This is a genomic window from Tumebacillus avium, from assembly GCF_002162355.1.
Taxonomy (GTDB): Bacteria; Bacillota; Bacilli; order Tumebacillales; family Tumebacillaceae; genus Tumebacillus_A; species Tumebacillus_A avium.
On the sequence record NZ_CP021434.1, the window covers coordinates 4,787,777 to 4,802,554 of the forward strand.

General features: G+C 56.2%; 15 protein-coding genes. 5 read left to right on the forward strand and 10 right to left on the reverse strand.

Going from position 1 to position 14,778, the window contains the following annotated elements:
* Window positions 1-141: 141 nt before the first annotated feature.
* From CBW65_RS22260 to CBW65_RS22275, 4 genes are all read right to left on the reverse strand, one after another.
* Window positions 142-1,254: a Ger(x)C family spore germination protein gene (locus CBW65_RS22260; RefSeq protein WP_157722127.1), complete on the reverse strand. Its 1,113-nt coding sequence runs from the start codon at window positions 1,252-1,254 to the stop codon at window positions 142-144.
* Complete coding sequence (locus tag CBW65_RS22265) at window positions 1,251-2,354, reverse strand: GerAB/ArcD/ProY family transporter (protein WP_087458752.1); 1,104 nt, start codon at window positions 2,352-2,354, stop codon at window positions 1,251-1,253. The genes CBW65_RS22260 and CBW65_RS22265 overlap by 4 nt, the downstream gene beginning before the upstream one ends.
* A 10-nt stretch (window positions 2,355-2,364) precedes the next feature.
* Window positions 2,365-3,891: a spore germination protein gene (locus CBW65_RS22270; protein WP_087458753.1), complete on the reverse strand. Its 1,527-nt coding sequence runs from the start codon at window positions 3,889-3,891 to the stop codon at window positions 2,365-2,367.
* Between the two features lie 84 nt (window positions 3,892-3,975).
* Window positions 3,976-5,313: a hemolysin family protein gene (locus CBW65_RS22275; RefSeq protein ID WP_198299696.1), complete on the reverse strand. Its 1,338-nt coding sequence runs from the start codon at window positions 5,311-5,313 to the stop codon at window positions 3,976-3,978.
* Window positions 5,314-5,570: 257 nt separating this feature from the next.
* Between CBW65_RS22275 and CBW65_RS22280 the strand changes: the two genes are divergently transcribed.
* The gene (locus tag CBW65_RS22280; RefSeq protein ID WP_087458754.1) at window positions 5,571-6,053 is read left to right on the forward strand and encodes an inorganic diphosphatase; all 483 of its coding nucleotides are present in this window, start codon (window positions 5,571-5,573) and stop codon (window positions 6,051-6,053) included.
* Between the two features lie 54 nt (window positions 6,054-6,107).
* Here CBW65_RS22280 and CBW65_RS22285 read toward each other — a convergent pair whose 3' ends face one another.
* Entirely contained in the window at window positions 6,108-6,371 is a 264-nt protein-coding gene (locus CBW65_RS22285) for a hypothetical protein (RefSeq protein WP_087458755.1), read from the reverse strand.
* A 71-nt stretch (window positions 6,372-6,442) separates the two neighbouring features.
* On the opposite strand from CBW65_RS22285, the gene CBW65_RS22290 reads away from it, so the two are divergent.
* Together CBW65_RS22290 and CBW65_RS22295 are read left to right on the forward strand one after the other, a co-directional pair.
* Window positions 6,443-7,231, forward strand: a complete 789-nt coding sequence (locus tag CBW65_RS22290; protein ID WP_087458756.1) for an ABC transporter substrate-binding protein — start codon at window positions 6,443-6,445, stop codon at window positions 7,229-7,231.
* Window positions 7,232-7,249: 18 nt separating this feature from the next.
* Entirely contained in the window at window positions 7,250-7,732 is a 483-nt protein-coding gene (locus tag CBW65_RS22295; protein WP_087458757.1) for an NUDIX domain-containing protein, read from the forward strand.
* A gap of 136 nt (window positions 7,733-7,868) precedes the next feature.
* On the opposite strand, the gene CBW65_RS22300 is transcribed toward CBW65_RS22295, so the two are convergent.
* The 3 genes from CBW65_RS22300 to CBW65_RS22310 form a co-directional block, all read right to left on the reverse strand.
* A complete protein-coding gene (locus CBW65_RS22300) occupies window positions 7,869-9,395 on the reverse strand; it encodes a long-chain-fatty-acid--CoA ligase (protein ID WP_087458758.1) in 1,527 nt (508 codons plus the stop codon).
* A 95-nt stretch (window positions 9,396-9,490) separates the two neighbouring features.
* Window positions 9,491-10,273, reverse strand: coding sequence for an enoyl-CoA hydratase-related protein (locus tag CBW65_RS22305; RefSeq protein WP_087458759.1), 783 nt, complete (start codon window positions 10,271-10,273; stop codon window positions 9,491-9,493).
* 106 nt (window positions 10,274-10,379) lie between these two features.
* On the reverse strand, window positions 10,380-10,574 hold the full coding sequence (locus CBW65_RS22310) for a hypothetical protein (protein WP_087458760.1): 195 nt from the start codon (window positions 10,572-10,574) through the stop codon (window positions 10,380-10,382).
* Between the two features lie 194 nt (window positions 10,575-10,768).
* Between CBW65_RS22310 and CBW65_RS22315 the strand changes: the two genes are divergently transcribed.
* The gene (locus CBW65_RS22315) at window positions 10,769-12,340 is read left to right on the forward strand and encodes a nitrite/sulfite reductase (RefSeq protein ID WP_087458761.1); all 1,572 of its coding nucleotides are present in this window, start codon (window positions 10,769-10,771) and stop codon (window positions 12,338-12,340) included.
* 65 nt (window positions 12,341-12,405) lie between these two features.
* A complete protein-coding gene (gene corA / locus CBW65_RS22320; protein ID WP_087458762.1) occupies window positions 12,406-13,356 on the forward strand; it encodes a magnesium/cobalt transporter CorA in 951 nt (316 codons plus the stop codon).
* A 1-nt stretch (window position 13,357) separates the two neighbouring features.
* Here corA and CBW65_RS22325 read toward each other — a convergent pair whose 3' ends face one another.
* Complete coding sequence (locus tag CBW65_RS22325) at window positions 13,358-14,296, reverse strand: magnesium transporter CorA family protein (RefSeq protein ID WP_087458763.1); 939 nt, start codon at window positions 14,294-14,296, stop codon at window positions 13,358-13,360.
* Between the two features lie 64 nt (window positions 14,297-14,360).
* Window positions 14,361-14,726 (reverse strand): hypothetical protein, encoded by a 366-nt coding sequence (locus CBW65_RS22330; RefSeq protein ID WP_087458764.1) that lies wholly within the window; start codon window positions 14,724-14,726, stop codon window positions 14,361-14,363.
* Between the last annotated feature and the right edge of the window lie 52 nt (window positions 14,727-14,778).

Sequence of the window (14,778 nt, forward strand, 5' to 3'; positions counted from 1 at the left end):
GCAGCCCTCCCCTCACTTCCGAATCTGAGACAGGAACCGTCTGGATTCTACTACTTTGGATTATAGGTTTCCTGATACAACACGTCAATCTTCCCGTCTATACAATATGTATGGGCGACTGCGGAGGTTCCCAGTCTTGTGCTAATGAATCATCCCGGTCTGCAAAATGCTCACTTTGATCTTCACATCGACCTTCGCCTTCGCATACAGCTCATTCCAGGTTTTCTGATCCAGCTCCGGCGCAAACCCTTTTGACCGGTACATCTCGCCAAGCCCCATCGGGTCGGAGTGATACTCATTTTGCAGCTTGTCGATCACTTTGTCCATCCGCTGCTGCAGCTTTTTTTGCAAGCTCTGCTCAAGCTTTTTCACCACCGGCATCTGCTCCAGATCCTGCGATCCGGAGTACTCGGTGATCGCCCCGCGAATGTTCAGATCATAATGAATCGACGGCACTCCGTCTTTCTTGTTCACATCCACCTTGCGATCGATGTGCATATACATCAGCACCGCATGCGCCTGCTCCCCGCTGGTCGATACCTCCGGCAGTTGCACATCGAGTTCGCCAAGCGACTTCTTCCCTTCCAAATAGGACAGCAGCCGCGCTTCCTCCGCGCTCAGCCGACCGACCATCTTGTCTTCGTGAAACACGGCGACGCCGTCGACGATCACGTCTTCCTTGCCCAGCCGCAGATAAGGCAGGACAGGGTCGACCCCCACGCCGTTCACATCATGAATGAAAATGTGCAGGTTGGACTTCGGGATCGTGTTCTCGTCCATCTCCTTGCGCATCATCCGATACAGGTAGAGATCGATGCTCGGCTTGTCCGGATAGCGCTTATGAAATACCGACTGCGCTTCGCCCTGCACCACCGCCAGATGAATTTGCGACCCGATCTCCGCATCGCGAAACAGCGTGTCGGAGATCGACAACAGCCCCTTTTTCGCCAGATCCTCCCCGTACAGCACAGCGCGAATCTGCCCCGAGACCAACTTCCGCTCCGACTGGCGCGACATGCGAAAGCGCAGTTCCTTTGAAGTATGCCCCATCGCGGACAGCACGTCGATCTTCTCGCCTCCCGTCTCCGTAAAGTTGGGGATGACATACGTGCCCAGCAAGTTGCCGTCGTCCCGCAGATCGTACCCGACCGCCGAAATGACGCCCAGCTTCTCGAGGATGCGCTGCGACGACTGCGACTGACATCCTGTGGCAAACAGCGAGCAGGCCACAAGCAACGCCCCGATTTTCCTCACGGCGCAGCACCCCCTTTTTTGCGAAAGATCACAGCCAACAGCCACAAGAAGGCGGGAAAGACCACCATGATCGCCATCCCCGTCTTGGACAGGATGTTCAGGTAAAAGTTGATCTCGATGCGCCCGGTGATTTGCGTGGACAGATACAGCGCCGCCGCAAAAAACACGAGGTAGAGATACTTCGGCCGGAAGCGAAACACCTTTTCCACCCCTTCCATCCCCGCCCACAAATAGGTGCTGCAGGTATTGACGATCTGCAACAGCCAGACGGCGATGATGATCGTCTCGAACCGTTCGATGAACGGGATCTGCACATGCTTAAACATCGTCAGCAGCGGCCAGATCGTCTTTTTCAACTGCTCTTGGGAGAAAAACATCAGCGTTGCCACCGATGTGAGGGTGTAGAGCAAGACCACGCTCCAAGAGGCGATCGAAGCGGCTGGCAGCACATCCTTCTTGTAGACCACATACGGATAAAACACCAGCAGGAGCTCTGTGCCGAGCAGCGACAGCGCGGAGAGCATGCTGCCTTGCAAAATGCTGCTCAGCCCCGTGCTGCCAAGCGGCAGCAAGTGCGAGAAGGTGCCGTCAGAGATCGGAAAGTAATTCAAAAATAAGATCCAAATGGTGAGGAAAAACGCCGCGGTCGCATAACGGCCAAGCAGTTGCAGCCCTGCATAGCTCGCATAGAGAATCGGCATCAGAAACAGGATGGTCAGCACCCACACCGGCGTCATCGGAAACAGCCAGGTATTGACCAGTTCCACAAACGTGCGCAAGGTCATCACCGAAGCAAACAGGCAATACCCGGCGAACAGGATCGACAGCAAGCTGCCGATCAGCCGTCCAAACAGCTTGCGGTGCACATCATAGACCCCAAACGAATCAAATCGTTTCAACAGCAGCCAGGAAAACAAGATCCCGATCTGCGGATACAGGCCGGAGAACAGGATCGCCAGCGACGCATCATGCCCGCTGCGGTCGGCGACGAAGCGGACCAATCCCAAGATCCCGACCCCGACCGGAACCGTATGCAATAAAAACATCAACTGGATCGAATTGATCCGCTTATGCGGTTCTGCTGAGCCGCCTGCCGCCATGCTTTACCCCTCACTTTCGCTTCATCGATCCCTGCTCTCGCTTGGCGTCCCGCTGCGCCCGCGTCAAGGCCGGGCGGTTGGACAGCATCTGCGTGGGCAGGCGGATCAGCGTATCCTTCAGGTCGGCCAGCCGCAGCGGCGCAAACGGCGTCATATACGGCGCCCCAAGCGATGACAGATTGAGCAGATGGATCAGCAGTATCGTCAAGGCCACCATCATCCCGACGAACCCCCACCACCCGGCAAACAGGATCACCGGGAAGCGAATCACGCGCATCGCATTGCTCATCATGTAAGACGGCGTTACGAAGGAGGCAAGCGCCGACAAAGAGACGATGATGATCATCACGTTCGACGTGAGACCGGCCGTCACCGCGGCCTGCCCGATGACGATACCGCCGACGATGCCCATCGTCTGACCGACTTTGGTTGGCAGCCGCGCCCCCGCCTCGCGCAAGACTTCGAGGGTCAATTCCAGAAATATCGCTTCGTACAGCGGCGGAAACGGCACCCGGGCCCGCGACATCGCGATCGTCTTCAGCATGTTCGCCGGAATGATCTCATAATGAAACGTCAACACCGCCACATAGATCGCCGAGAACGTGATCGAAACAAACACGCCAAACACGCGGAGCAGCCGGACCAGACTCGACGAAGCCCAGCGGTTGAAATAGTCTTCCGGGGAATGAAAAAATTCAATAAAGGCACTTGGCCCCATCAACACGTAAGGCGTGCCGTCGACAAGCACGATCACTTTGCCGTCGATCAGCCCGGACACCACCGTGTCGGGGCGCTCGACCAGATGAAACTGCGGAAAAGGCGACAAAGGCTGGTCGTTGATCAACTGGGCCAGCGTGCCCGAGTCGAGCAGCGAGTCGGTGTCCAGCACCTTGATCCGTTCGCGCATCTCCTCCAGATTTTTTTCGTTCACAATCTCGTTCATCGACACGACAGCCACCGTCGTCTGGGTCAGCGTGCCGATTTTGACAAATTCGATGCGCAGTTGCGGGCTTTTCAGCCGCTTGCGGATCAAAGAGAGATTGTTCTCCAGCGATTCGTTAAACGCTTCCTGCGGACCGATGACGATCGATTGGTTTTCCGCCCGCTCCACGTTGCGGCCGACCACTTCATCCGTCTTGAAGCAGACAAATCCGTCCTTGCCGGGGATGGAGACCAGCGTCCAGCCTTCCAGCAGCAGCGAAGTGGCGTCGGCGAGCTTCTCTGCGCTTTTTTTCTGGCCCATCGCAATCGTCTGGCCGGACTGGGCGATCTGCCGCATCTGCCCAAGCAGGTCGCGCTGCAGGGAATCGTAGTTGGTCATCGTTTTGATATAGAGGATCCGGTAGGTCTGATTCTGGATCCGGAACGATTCGTGGATCAGATCGGGCGGATTCCCGAGCTCCTGTCCCACACGGCGGACGTTTGCCTGTCCGTCGCTGCCAAACGGAACATCGGGCACATCCTGTTCGCCGCGCTGAGCGTTCATGCCTTGACCTTGAATCAATTTCCCAAGCAGCGTCGCCAGAACCTTTTTCATCCAGACCCTCCTTTTCTTTCCCGTTAGTGTTCAACAGAAAAAGCCTGAGCATACGCCCAGGCTTTTCGTTCGTTGAGATGAAGTTTAAGCAAGCTGTAAATCCTCTTCTTCCACCGTTTTTAACCGGCGGACGGCAAGCCTTGTCACGCGCAGCGAATCCATCTCCGTGATCGTAAACTGATAGTTGTCGATCGTGACTTTCCCGCCGACGATCGGAGTCTGGAACTGGGCGTAGATGAAACCGCCGATCGTATCCACCTCATCCGATTCGATGTTGAGGTGGAAATACTCGTTGACCTCATCGATCAGCATGCGCGCGTCGATCGACACGTGATCGCTCTGCTCCTCGATGAACGGACGCTCTTCGTCAAATTCGTCCTGGATCTCGCCGACCAGCTCTTCGAGGATGTCCTCGGTGGTGACGACCCCCGCCGTGCCGCCGTATTCGTCGATGACGATCGCCAGCTCCGAGCGATTCTTCTGCAGGATCTTCAAGACGTCTTTGATCGGCATCGACTCCGGAACGGTCACCGGCTTTCTGGCGATCGTCTCCAGCGAGATGTCGTCGCGGCCGCTCAGCGCCACCGCATAGAGGTCCTTGATGTGGATGATGCCCACGATGTTGTCTTTATCTTCCAGGACGAGCGGGAAGCGGGTGTGCTTCTCCGAATCCGCTTTTGCCAAGTTGTCCTTGAACGGACGGTTGATGTACAGACAGCTCATGTCTGTGCGCGGCACCATGATCTCGCGGGCGACGCGGTTGGAGAAATCAAATATATTATCAAAAAGAGTGCGTTCAGTTTCGTCGATCACACCGCTCTCGTGACTTTGCGTCACGATCATCCGCAGCTCTTCTTCATTGTGCGCCAGTTCCGCGTCAGAAGCGGGACGGATGCCGATCACGCGCAGAAACGCGTTGGCCGTTCCGTTGAGCATCCAGATGAACGGGAACATCAGCTTGTAGAAGAAGATCAGGGGGCCTGCCGTCCACAGCACCGTGCCTTCGGTGCGCTGGATGGCCAGCGACTTCGGCGCGAGTTCGCCCAGGACGATGTGCATGAAGGTGATGATCGAAAACGAGATGATGGCCGATACTGTATGCAGCATCGCATCACTCAGGCCAAAGCCGTCAAACCAGAGGACGAACACTTTCGACAAGGTTCTTTCCCCCACCCAGCCGAGGGCCAGCGACGAGATCGTGATCCCAAGTTGGGTTGCTGACAGGTACGCGTCCAGCTTATCGGTGATGCGTTGGGCAAAACCAGCCCGTTTGTTGCCTTCCAAGACCAGCTGTTCGATCCGGGTTGAGCGCACCTTTACCATCGCGAACTCCGCCGCGACAAAAAATCCGTTCAACAATACCAGAAAGATGATCAACAGAAAGTCAAACACTGTAGTACTGCCGCCAAAAGGGTCTTCCAAAGTTAGGCTCCTGACAATACGCACACGTACGTCAGGAATCCACCTCCCAGATTATAATTTGTCAAGCCTCAGTATAGCACAGACTACCCTTTTCTTCCACCTGCCATATTCCCACCTTATGCGCCATCCTTCTGCAAAAATGCCGATAAATGAAGATCAGAGACTTGTCACGTTGTCAGGTTCGCCCGCACTTGCTATAATTGGAATGGTTTCGTTCTTAGAAAACCAGATATATGAAAAGCAGGAGGTACACAAGCATGGCTATGATCGTTAATGCTTTCATCGAAATTCCGACCGGTTCCCAGAACAAGTACGAATACGACAAAGAAAACAACCGCTTTATGCTCGACCGCGTGCTGTTTTCCCCGATGCACTACCCGACCGAATACGGCTACATTGAAAACACCTTGGCAGAAGACGGCGACCCGCTCGATATCCTCGTTCTGACCACCTTCCCGACTTTCCCGGGCTGCGTGATCGAGTCCCGCGTTCTCGGCGTGCTGATCATGACCGACGACAAAGGCAAAGACGAGAAGCTGCTGGCCGTTCCGACCCAAGACCCGCGCTTCGCAAACGTACATAGCCTCGACGATGTGGCGCCGCACGTGCTGAAAGAGATCTCCCACTTCTTCCAAGTGTACAAAGACCTCGAGAACAAGCAAGTTCAAATCGACGGCTGGGAAGGCGTTGAGACCGCTCAGCGTCTGCTCGACGAAGCAACTGCCCGCAACAGCAAATAAGCTGGCAAACAAAAATCCTGAGTGGGATCACCACTCAGGATTTTTTCTACTCCGTTATGCGCCAAACATTTTAAAGCCACGGGTGACGAGCGTGCGGATCGTCAAGGACGCCGCGAGCGCACCGCCGATCACGCCAACGCACAGGAGAATCTCGCCGCCGCCGACATCGAAGCTGCGGGACACGAGGTAGTAGCCCACCAGCGCGACCGCAATCACCGTGGACGTCCACGGGAATTTCTTCGTAAACATATCGAGGATAAAGGAAATCCCAAACGACGCGATCAGGAACAAAAGCATCAATACGACGAACATCGCCATAAAATATACACCTCATCTACACAGATTGCATGTCTCATTGTATCATTTGGTCAAGAGAGGAGCAATAAGCCATGACCAATCTACGCATCATCTCCATCTGTCCGAGCAACACCGAACTGCTCGACGCGCTCGGTCTGATAGATGCTGTGGTCGGCGTCGATGATTACTCCGACTGGCCGGCCGAAAAAGTGCAACACCTGCCCAAGCTGGGGCCTGACTTGAATATCAACATGGAGCGTCTGGTGGAACTGAAGCCGGACCTCGTGATCGCTTCGCTCTCCGTGCCGGGCATGGAGAAAAATGTGGAGCGCCTGCAGGAGCTGAACATCCCGCACCTCGTGCTCAACCCCAAGACGATCGAAGAGATCTACGGGGACATCGTGACACTGGCTGAAGCATGCGGCGTACCGGAGCGGGCGCAGCGTGTCGTCACCGAACTGCAGGCGAAAGTGCAGCGGGTGCAGGAAAAGGCGGCCGCGCGCAAACATTCGCCCAAGCTGTACTGGGAGTGGTGGCCGCGCCCAATCTTTACGCCAGGGGCGCTCAATTGGCTGACTCCGATCTCCGAGCTGGTCGGCGGGGTCAATCTGTTTGCCGACCAGCCGGGCGATTCCTACACCGCCACGCACGAAGAGGTGATCGAGCGGGCGCCCGACTACATGTTTGCCGTGTGGTGCGGCGTGCATGCCGACAAAGTGAAGACGTCGATGATCACCGATCGCGTTGGGTATGCCGCGATTCCAGCGGTGCAAAACGGTCGTGTGTATGTGCTGGAAGAAGGGTTATACTGCCGGCCGTCCCAGCGCCTGTTTCAAGGTCTGGAGGAGCTGGTCGAGCTCTTGTACCCCGAACTTTCCTAAGAGGAGGAGTGAACAAGCGTGGAAGACAAACGCGGCAACATCTGGCTCGCCGTGTCGGGCCTGGTCATCAACGACGAAGGCAAGTGCCTCGTCGTCAAAAAATCATACAGCGCCACCAAAGGACTGTGGACGCTGCCGAGCGGTTTCGTGCAGGCGGATGAAACGATCGATGCGGCGGTGGCGCGGGAAGTGCGGGAGGAGACGGGCCTGCTCGTCGAGCCCGAGGCGGTCGTAGCGATGCGCTCAGGCGTCCTGCGCAAAGGCAAGCATGATACACTGCTCGTCTTCCGCGCCCGGCTCCTCGGCGGCACCGAGACCCGCTGCGAGCGCGAACTGCTCACCATCGACTGGCTCACCCCGGAAGAGATCGCCGCTTCCCCCGACTCCACCGAGTTCCTCGCCACCCTGATCCGCGACGTGCATCACATCGAAGGCCTCAAGCCCCGCCCCTTTCAGCACACCCGCGACTACGGGTATTCCGAGTTCAAGATCTTCTTCTAGATACAAGAGCCCTTGCTTACGGCAAGGGCTCTCTTCAAGCTCAAGACTGTAGATGCCGAACAGTCTTCGCATGCATCTTCGCATTCATCTGCGCATGCAAAAACCCCGGGTTTCGCCGGGGTTTTTCTGTTGCTCTTTATTTCGAAACAGAGTTGCTCTCGTGCTTCTTCAGTTCGCGGCGCAGAATCTTTCCAGTCGTGTTCTTCGGGAGTTCTTCCAGAATAAACACTTCCTTCGGCACTTTGTAGGCGGTGAGGCCCGCTTCGCAGTGCGCGATCAGGTCGGCTTCGGTCGAGCCGTCTTCCTGCTTCAGCGCGACATAGGCGCGGACTTTCTCGCCGTAGTTCGCATCCGGCACGCCAACAACTGCCGCTTCACGGACGTTCGGGTGACGGAAGAGGATCTCTTCCACCTCGCGCGGATAGACGTTGAAACCGCCGACGATGATCATATCCTTCTTGCGGTCGACGATCGAGAAATAGCCTTCTCCATCCACCGTCGCCATATCGCCCGTATGCAGCCAGCCGTCACGAAGTGCCAGCGCTGTCTCTTCCGGACGCTTCAGGTAGCCGACCATCACGTTGTCGCCGCGGCAGATCAGCTCGCCAACCACGCCCGGCTCCACATCATTGCCGATCTCATCGACCACGCGCGCTTCCACGCCCGGGATCACCACGCCGATCGTGCCCGGCTTGCGCGGACGGTCGAGCGGGTTGAATGTGACGACCGGAGACGCTTCCGACAGGCCGTAGCCTTCCGACACGATCACGCCAAACTTCTGCTCAAACGCTTCCAAGACTGCGACCGGCATCGCAGCGCCGCCGGAGATCGCCAGAGTCAGCGACTTCAGCACTTCAGCCGGCACTTCCGGATGCTGCACGAGGAAGTTGAACATCGTCGGCACACCGGCAAACATCGTCGCCTGATGCACCTGAATCGCTTTCGCCGTCTCGGTCGGCGAGAAGCGCGGCATCACCAGAATCGTCGCCCCGCGATACAGCGGCGCGTTGAGGCAAACGGTCATGCAGAACACGTGGAACATCGGCAGCACCGCCACTACAGTGTCGTCTGCACTCATATTCAGGAAGTCGCCGATGTTGTTTGCGTTCGAGCACAAGTTCTTATGGGAGAGCAAAGCGCCCTTCGGCTGCCCGGTCGTGCCCGACGTGTAGAGAATCACCGCGATATCGTCTGGCGTCGCGTCCACAGCCGGCACATCGCCGCCGCTGTTCAGCACGTTCTCAAATGTCGACACGCCTTCCATTTCCAGTTCCGCACCGACCAGAATCACGCTCTTGCAGGTCGGCAGCATCTTCAGCACCAGCGGAGCCAGCGGCGCCATCTGTCCGACCGCGATGACAGCTTGGACACCGCAGTCGGCGAGGATGAACTGAATCTCACCCGGCGTATACAGCGGGTTGATCGGCACCGCCACCGCGCCCAGACGGACGATTGCATAATACGCAATCACAAATTCAGGCGAGTTGCCCAACAGCAGCGCTACATTCGAACCCTTCTCAATGCCCAGCTTCGCCAGGCCCGCTGCAAAACGGTCGACGTCCGCATTCAGTTCACTGTACGAGATCTTCTGATCCAAATACAGCAGTGCGGTCACATCCGGCGTTTTCTGTGCAGTTTGACGCAAATTCGTACTCAAATTCACAGGGATCACCTCTTTGCCTCAATTTTCCAACCAAACAGTCGGTCGATTCTGGGTACAACCTGCCGCAAAACGAGTGCGGCAGGCACGAGACACGATCAGCGATGTTTAAATTTCGGTTCACGCTTTTCAAAAAACGCATTGCAGCCTTCCACAATATCTTCCGTCTGGAATACCTCATCCAGCAGTTCCGCTTCGTACAGCACTCCGCCCGTCAGGTCCATCTCCAGTCCCTTGTCGACCGCTTTCTTAATCCGTGAAAGCGCTGTCAAGGTCCGCGTCGCCAGCACTTTTGCCATGTCCAGTGCGCTGTTCAGCACTGTCCCGTCCGGGACGACCTTATTGACCAAACCGATCTGCCATGCTTCCTGTGCGGTGATCGGATCGCCCATGAACATCAGTTCCTTGGCTCTCCCTTCCCCGACCAGACGCGGCAACCGCTGTGTTCCGCCCGCGCCCGGAAACAATCCGAGCTTAATCTCCGGCAAGCCCAGCTTCACGCTTTCGCCCGCGATGCGAATGTCGCACGCCATCGCCAGCTCCAGTCCGCCGCCGAGCGTTACGCCATTTAAGGCAGCTATCGTCGGTTTGGGCAAGAAGTCCAGCCGGTTATAGGTGTGGAAATGCTCAAGCGCCATCTTCTTCGCTTCACCGCGCGCCATCTTGGAGGGGAACTCCTTGATGTCCGCGCCGGCCATAAACGCGCGTCCGGCGCCTATGAGGATCAACACCACCACTTCATCGTCATGCTCGACCTCAGTCACGCAGTCGCGGATCTCCAGGCCAACTTTTTCACTGAGCACGTTCAAGGGCGGGTTGTCGATCGTCAAAATGGCAATCCCGTTTTCTTTTGTCAAGCGGGTGAATTCACGAACACTCATCTCGTGCAGTGCCTCCTACACGCCGTCCGCTTCGAACGGCGCTATAATGTCTTCTACACTACCGATATGAGTTCCTTCTGGTTTTTATACTAGACAGTCATATTTTCTAACTTTTCTTTCGATTATTCTTCCAGCGCATGCAATAAATGATAAGAAAGACAAAAGCTGCGAGCACAGCGGCCCCAAAAGATACCTGAACACCCAGATTTACCCCGAACCGACCGTACAACCAGTACGTCAGTTCTCCCAACCCTACGACCGGAACTGCGAGCAGCCAGGTCGGCACCGCCTTTTCATTCATGACACCCTGTCATCCTTTGCAGAAAAAGTATGTGTGTTTCTGCTTATTATTTTCTGACAAATCACGATGGTTGACAAGCCATTTTATAATGAAAGTTCCGTGGAATTGTCTTTACAGGGTATATGATAAGACTTATAATCCTTATATGTATACTAGGAATTGATTCGAGTTGACCGAAGAAGGAGTGAGTCCAGTTGGCACTGAACAAAGAAGAGCAACTGAAACTTGAAAAAGACGGCCTTGATGTCCTTCATGATATTCACCGTTATGCCCAGGAAGGATTCGAAGCGATCGATCCGGGCGACTTTATCCGTTTTAAATGGTACGGCATCTATCAGCAAAAGCCGAAGACCGATCCGTACTTTATGATGCGCGTGAAAATTCCGGGCGGCATGCTCACCAATGAGCAGGCGGTTGTCGTTGCGGAACTTGGCAATAAGTTTGGCCGCGGCCTCGTCGACGTGACCACGCGTCAGGCGATTCAGTACCACTGGCTGCAAATCCAAGACATGCCGGAGATCTTCGACCGTCTGGCCCAAGTCGGCATGTCGCCGATCCAGGCCTGCGGCGACGTCGTCCGCAACGTCATCTCCTCCCCGGTGGCAGGTCTCGATGCGAAAGAGCTGTTTGACGTGCGCGACCTCGTGCAGGCTGTGGAGCAAAAGTTCCTGAGCAACAAGGAATACTCCAACCTGCCGCGCAAGTTCAAAATCTCGATCGCAGCGGACCCGCGTGACCTCGGCCACCCGGAGATCAACGACCTGGCGCTCGTTCCGGCGCGTCTGGGCGATGAAGTTGGCTACCACATCCTCGTCGGCGGCGGTCTGTCTGCCAAGCCGCACATGGCGCAGAACCTGAACATCTTCATTCGTCAGGAAGAAGCGCTTCAAGTGATCGAAGGCGTGGTGAAAGTCTACCGCGACCACGGCTACCGTGAGAAGCGCAACCATGCCCGCGTCAAATACCTCGTCGCCGATTGGGGCGCGGAGAAATTCCGTGAGGTGCTGGAGGAAACGATCGGCAAAACGTACACCCGCGGCGGCGAGCGCGTTCAGGAAGACTGGAACGGCGCGTACCTCTACGGCGTGCACAAGCAGAAGCAGGAAGGCTTGAACTTCGTCGGCCTGTCGCTGCCGGTCGGCCGCATCACCGCCGACATTTTGCTCGAATTCGCCCGCGTGGCGAAGAAATATGGCAACGGCGACCTGCGCACCACCAACACGCAGAACATCATCATCCCGAACGTGCCGGATGCGAATATCGACGCTCTGCTCCAAGAGCCGATCATCGCCCAGTTCACCGCTTCCCCGAAGGCGTTTGTCGGCCATGCGGTTTCCTGCACCGGCAACGAGTTCTGCAACCTGGCGCTCGTCGAGACCAAAGAACGCATGAAAGGCATCGCCGAGTTCCTCGACGCGACCTTCCCGGACTTTGGCGCTCCGATCCGCCTGCATGTCAACGGCTGCCCGAACCAATGCGGCCAGCAGGCGATCGCCGACATCGGCCTCGCAGGCGCTTTGGTGCGCCGCGACGGCAAGATGATCGACGCGTTTGACGTCTCCATCGGCGGCGGCTTGGGCAAAGACGCGCAGTTCAACCGCAAAGTCGTGTTGAAAGTCCCGGGCGACCAAGTCCAGTACACGATCGAGAGCATCGTGCGCTACTACACGGAGCAGCGTACGGAAGGCGAATCGTTCCGCGAGTTTGCAGGCCGCGTGGCGGATGAAGAATTGAAAGCTTTCTTGGAAGAGGCAGCAGCTGTCTAACGCAAACACAGCACCTCCACTGCGGAGGTGCTGTTTTTTTGTTACAATAGCACAGAGGTGAGCACATGATCCGGATCTTAGCTGTAACCAAGCAGCACGAACTGCTGCAAGACCTGGCCCTGCATGACCTGCACCGCGAGGACATCGCCTGGTACTGGGTCGATTTTTCCGCGCCCAATCAAAGCGAAGCGCTTTTGCTGCGCGACCATTTCAAGTTCCACCCCTTAGCGGTGGAAGACTGCTTTCATTTTCTGCAGCGTCCGAAGATTGACCATTATGATGATTATCATTTCTTTGTGCTGCATGCGCTGAATCAAATGACGCTCGACTCGGAGGAGATCGACCTGTTTGTCGGGCCGAATTTTCTCGTGTCGTTTCATCTGACCAACCTGCGCGAGGTGGAAACGGTCTGGGCCCGGGTGCTGACCGATGACAAGACACATCAGCGCGGGCCGACCTTTATCTCTTATTTGATCATCGATACCATTGTGGATAACTACTTCCCGGCCGTGCAGCAGCTGGAGGACCAGTTGGACGTGCTGGAGGACAAGACGCGCCAACAGTCGACCCGCACGCTGATGGATCAGGTGTTTGAGATCCGTACCGACCTGCTGGCGCTGCGCCGGACGATCGTGCCGACGCGCGATCTGCTGTACCGGGTGTTAAATGCCGAGCAGTTGGAGTCCCTGCGCCCGCAGCGGGTGTTTTTTTCCGACATTTACGATCACCTGCTGAAGCTGTCCGAGATGATCGACGCCAACCGCGAGTTGACGGCCGATATCCGCGATTCCTATATGTCGTTATCATCGAACCGGATGAATTCAATCATGATGATCCTCACGGCGATCACGACGATCTTCATGCCGCTGACGCTTTTGACCGGCATCTACGGGATGAATTTCGACTATATGCCGGGCCTGCATGAGCCGCGGGCATTTTTCATCATGATCGCTTCGATGATGGGGATTGGTGTGGGCTTGTTCATGTATTTCCGCAGCAAAGGCTGGTTTGACTGATCTACCACCAGCGGCGCTTTCTGAAATAGAAAATCAGCGAGCCGGCGACGGTCAGCATCACGGCCCACAGGGCGAAGTAGCTGTAGCGCCATTTCAGCTCGGGGAGATATTCAAAATTGGTGCCGTAGATCCCGGTCATAAACGTGAGCGGCAGGAAGATGGCTGCGACGAGGGTCAGCGTTTTCATGATCACGTTCATGTGGTCCGACTTGAGCGACATCTGCAGGTCGAAGATGCTGCTCATCTCGTCTTTCAGCCGGTCGAAAGCATCGACGATCCGCGAGTAAGAGTGGTCGAGGTCTTGAAAGTAAAAAGAAGTCTCCTCCTCCGCATAAGGGAAAGCCGGGTCGCCGAGCGTACGGACGATGCTGTGTTCCTCCTCGACGATGCGGCGCAGCTTGTGCAGGCGGCGTTTCCAGCGGTGCAGGCGATGGCCGATCTCGTTTTCAAACGGGTTGTCGAACACTTTTTTCTCGATGCTCTGCACGTCGAGCACGATGCGGTCGATGTAGGTGAGATGCTGTTCGGCCAGCAGATCCAAGAACGCGTACAGCACCCGTGCCGGGTCGCTCATCTTCTCCGGCACCGCCTCGATGCGCGCCCGCACCTCTTCCAGAAACGGCAGCTTCCGTTCGGCCAGCGTGAGCAGGAAATTCGAGCCGATCAAAATGCCGATCTCCGTGTTGGGCTCCCCTTTGTGATCGAGCGCATAAAACGAGAGATACGCGTGATCCGCAAACATCGAATAGCGCGGCCGGTCACTCCCCTCGCCCACAGCCCGAATCGCCATCTCGTGCGCCCCAAACTCCTTCAATACCGCCTTGACCTTCTCCTCGCTGTCATCCGTCTCCATATGTACCCAGCCGCTCTGTCCATCCTCCGGTTTCGCCAACTTCTCCACCCGACTCAGCTTCCCACTCTGCTTGTCATATAAAAGCACAAAAAAATCCCCCTCACGCACGCTCCTAGTATAGGTAGCGTTTGTCAGGGGGATTTGAACTATTCTACAGCATCCGCTTTTGCGCGAACAGGAAGTCGGTCAGCTGATTTTTCAGCATTTCCAGCTTCTCGTTTTCTTTCTTGGTGGCCTTATACAAATGCTTGTTCTTGCCGACGCCGAGCTTCTCCAGCTCGGTGCCGGTTTCGGACCAGCGCTGGGCTTGGCGCTTGAGTTTGGACATCTCGCGCTGGTTCTCGATGATCGAGTGCTGGAGCGCCGTGTGGATCTGCTGAATCTGGTCGGTCGACAGCTTCAGCGTCCAGTTATCCTCGTCGAGCTGCGTGATTTGCAGGTCAACCACATACTCCTTCTTGCCGTCGGGCAGCAAAGGATTGACCCATTTCTCCTCATTCTTCAGGTCATCAGACATGACAGACACCTCTCTTTTAAAAAACTCCCTCCAAGTTGGAGGGAGTCCTGTG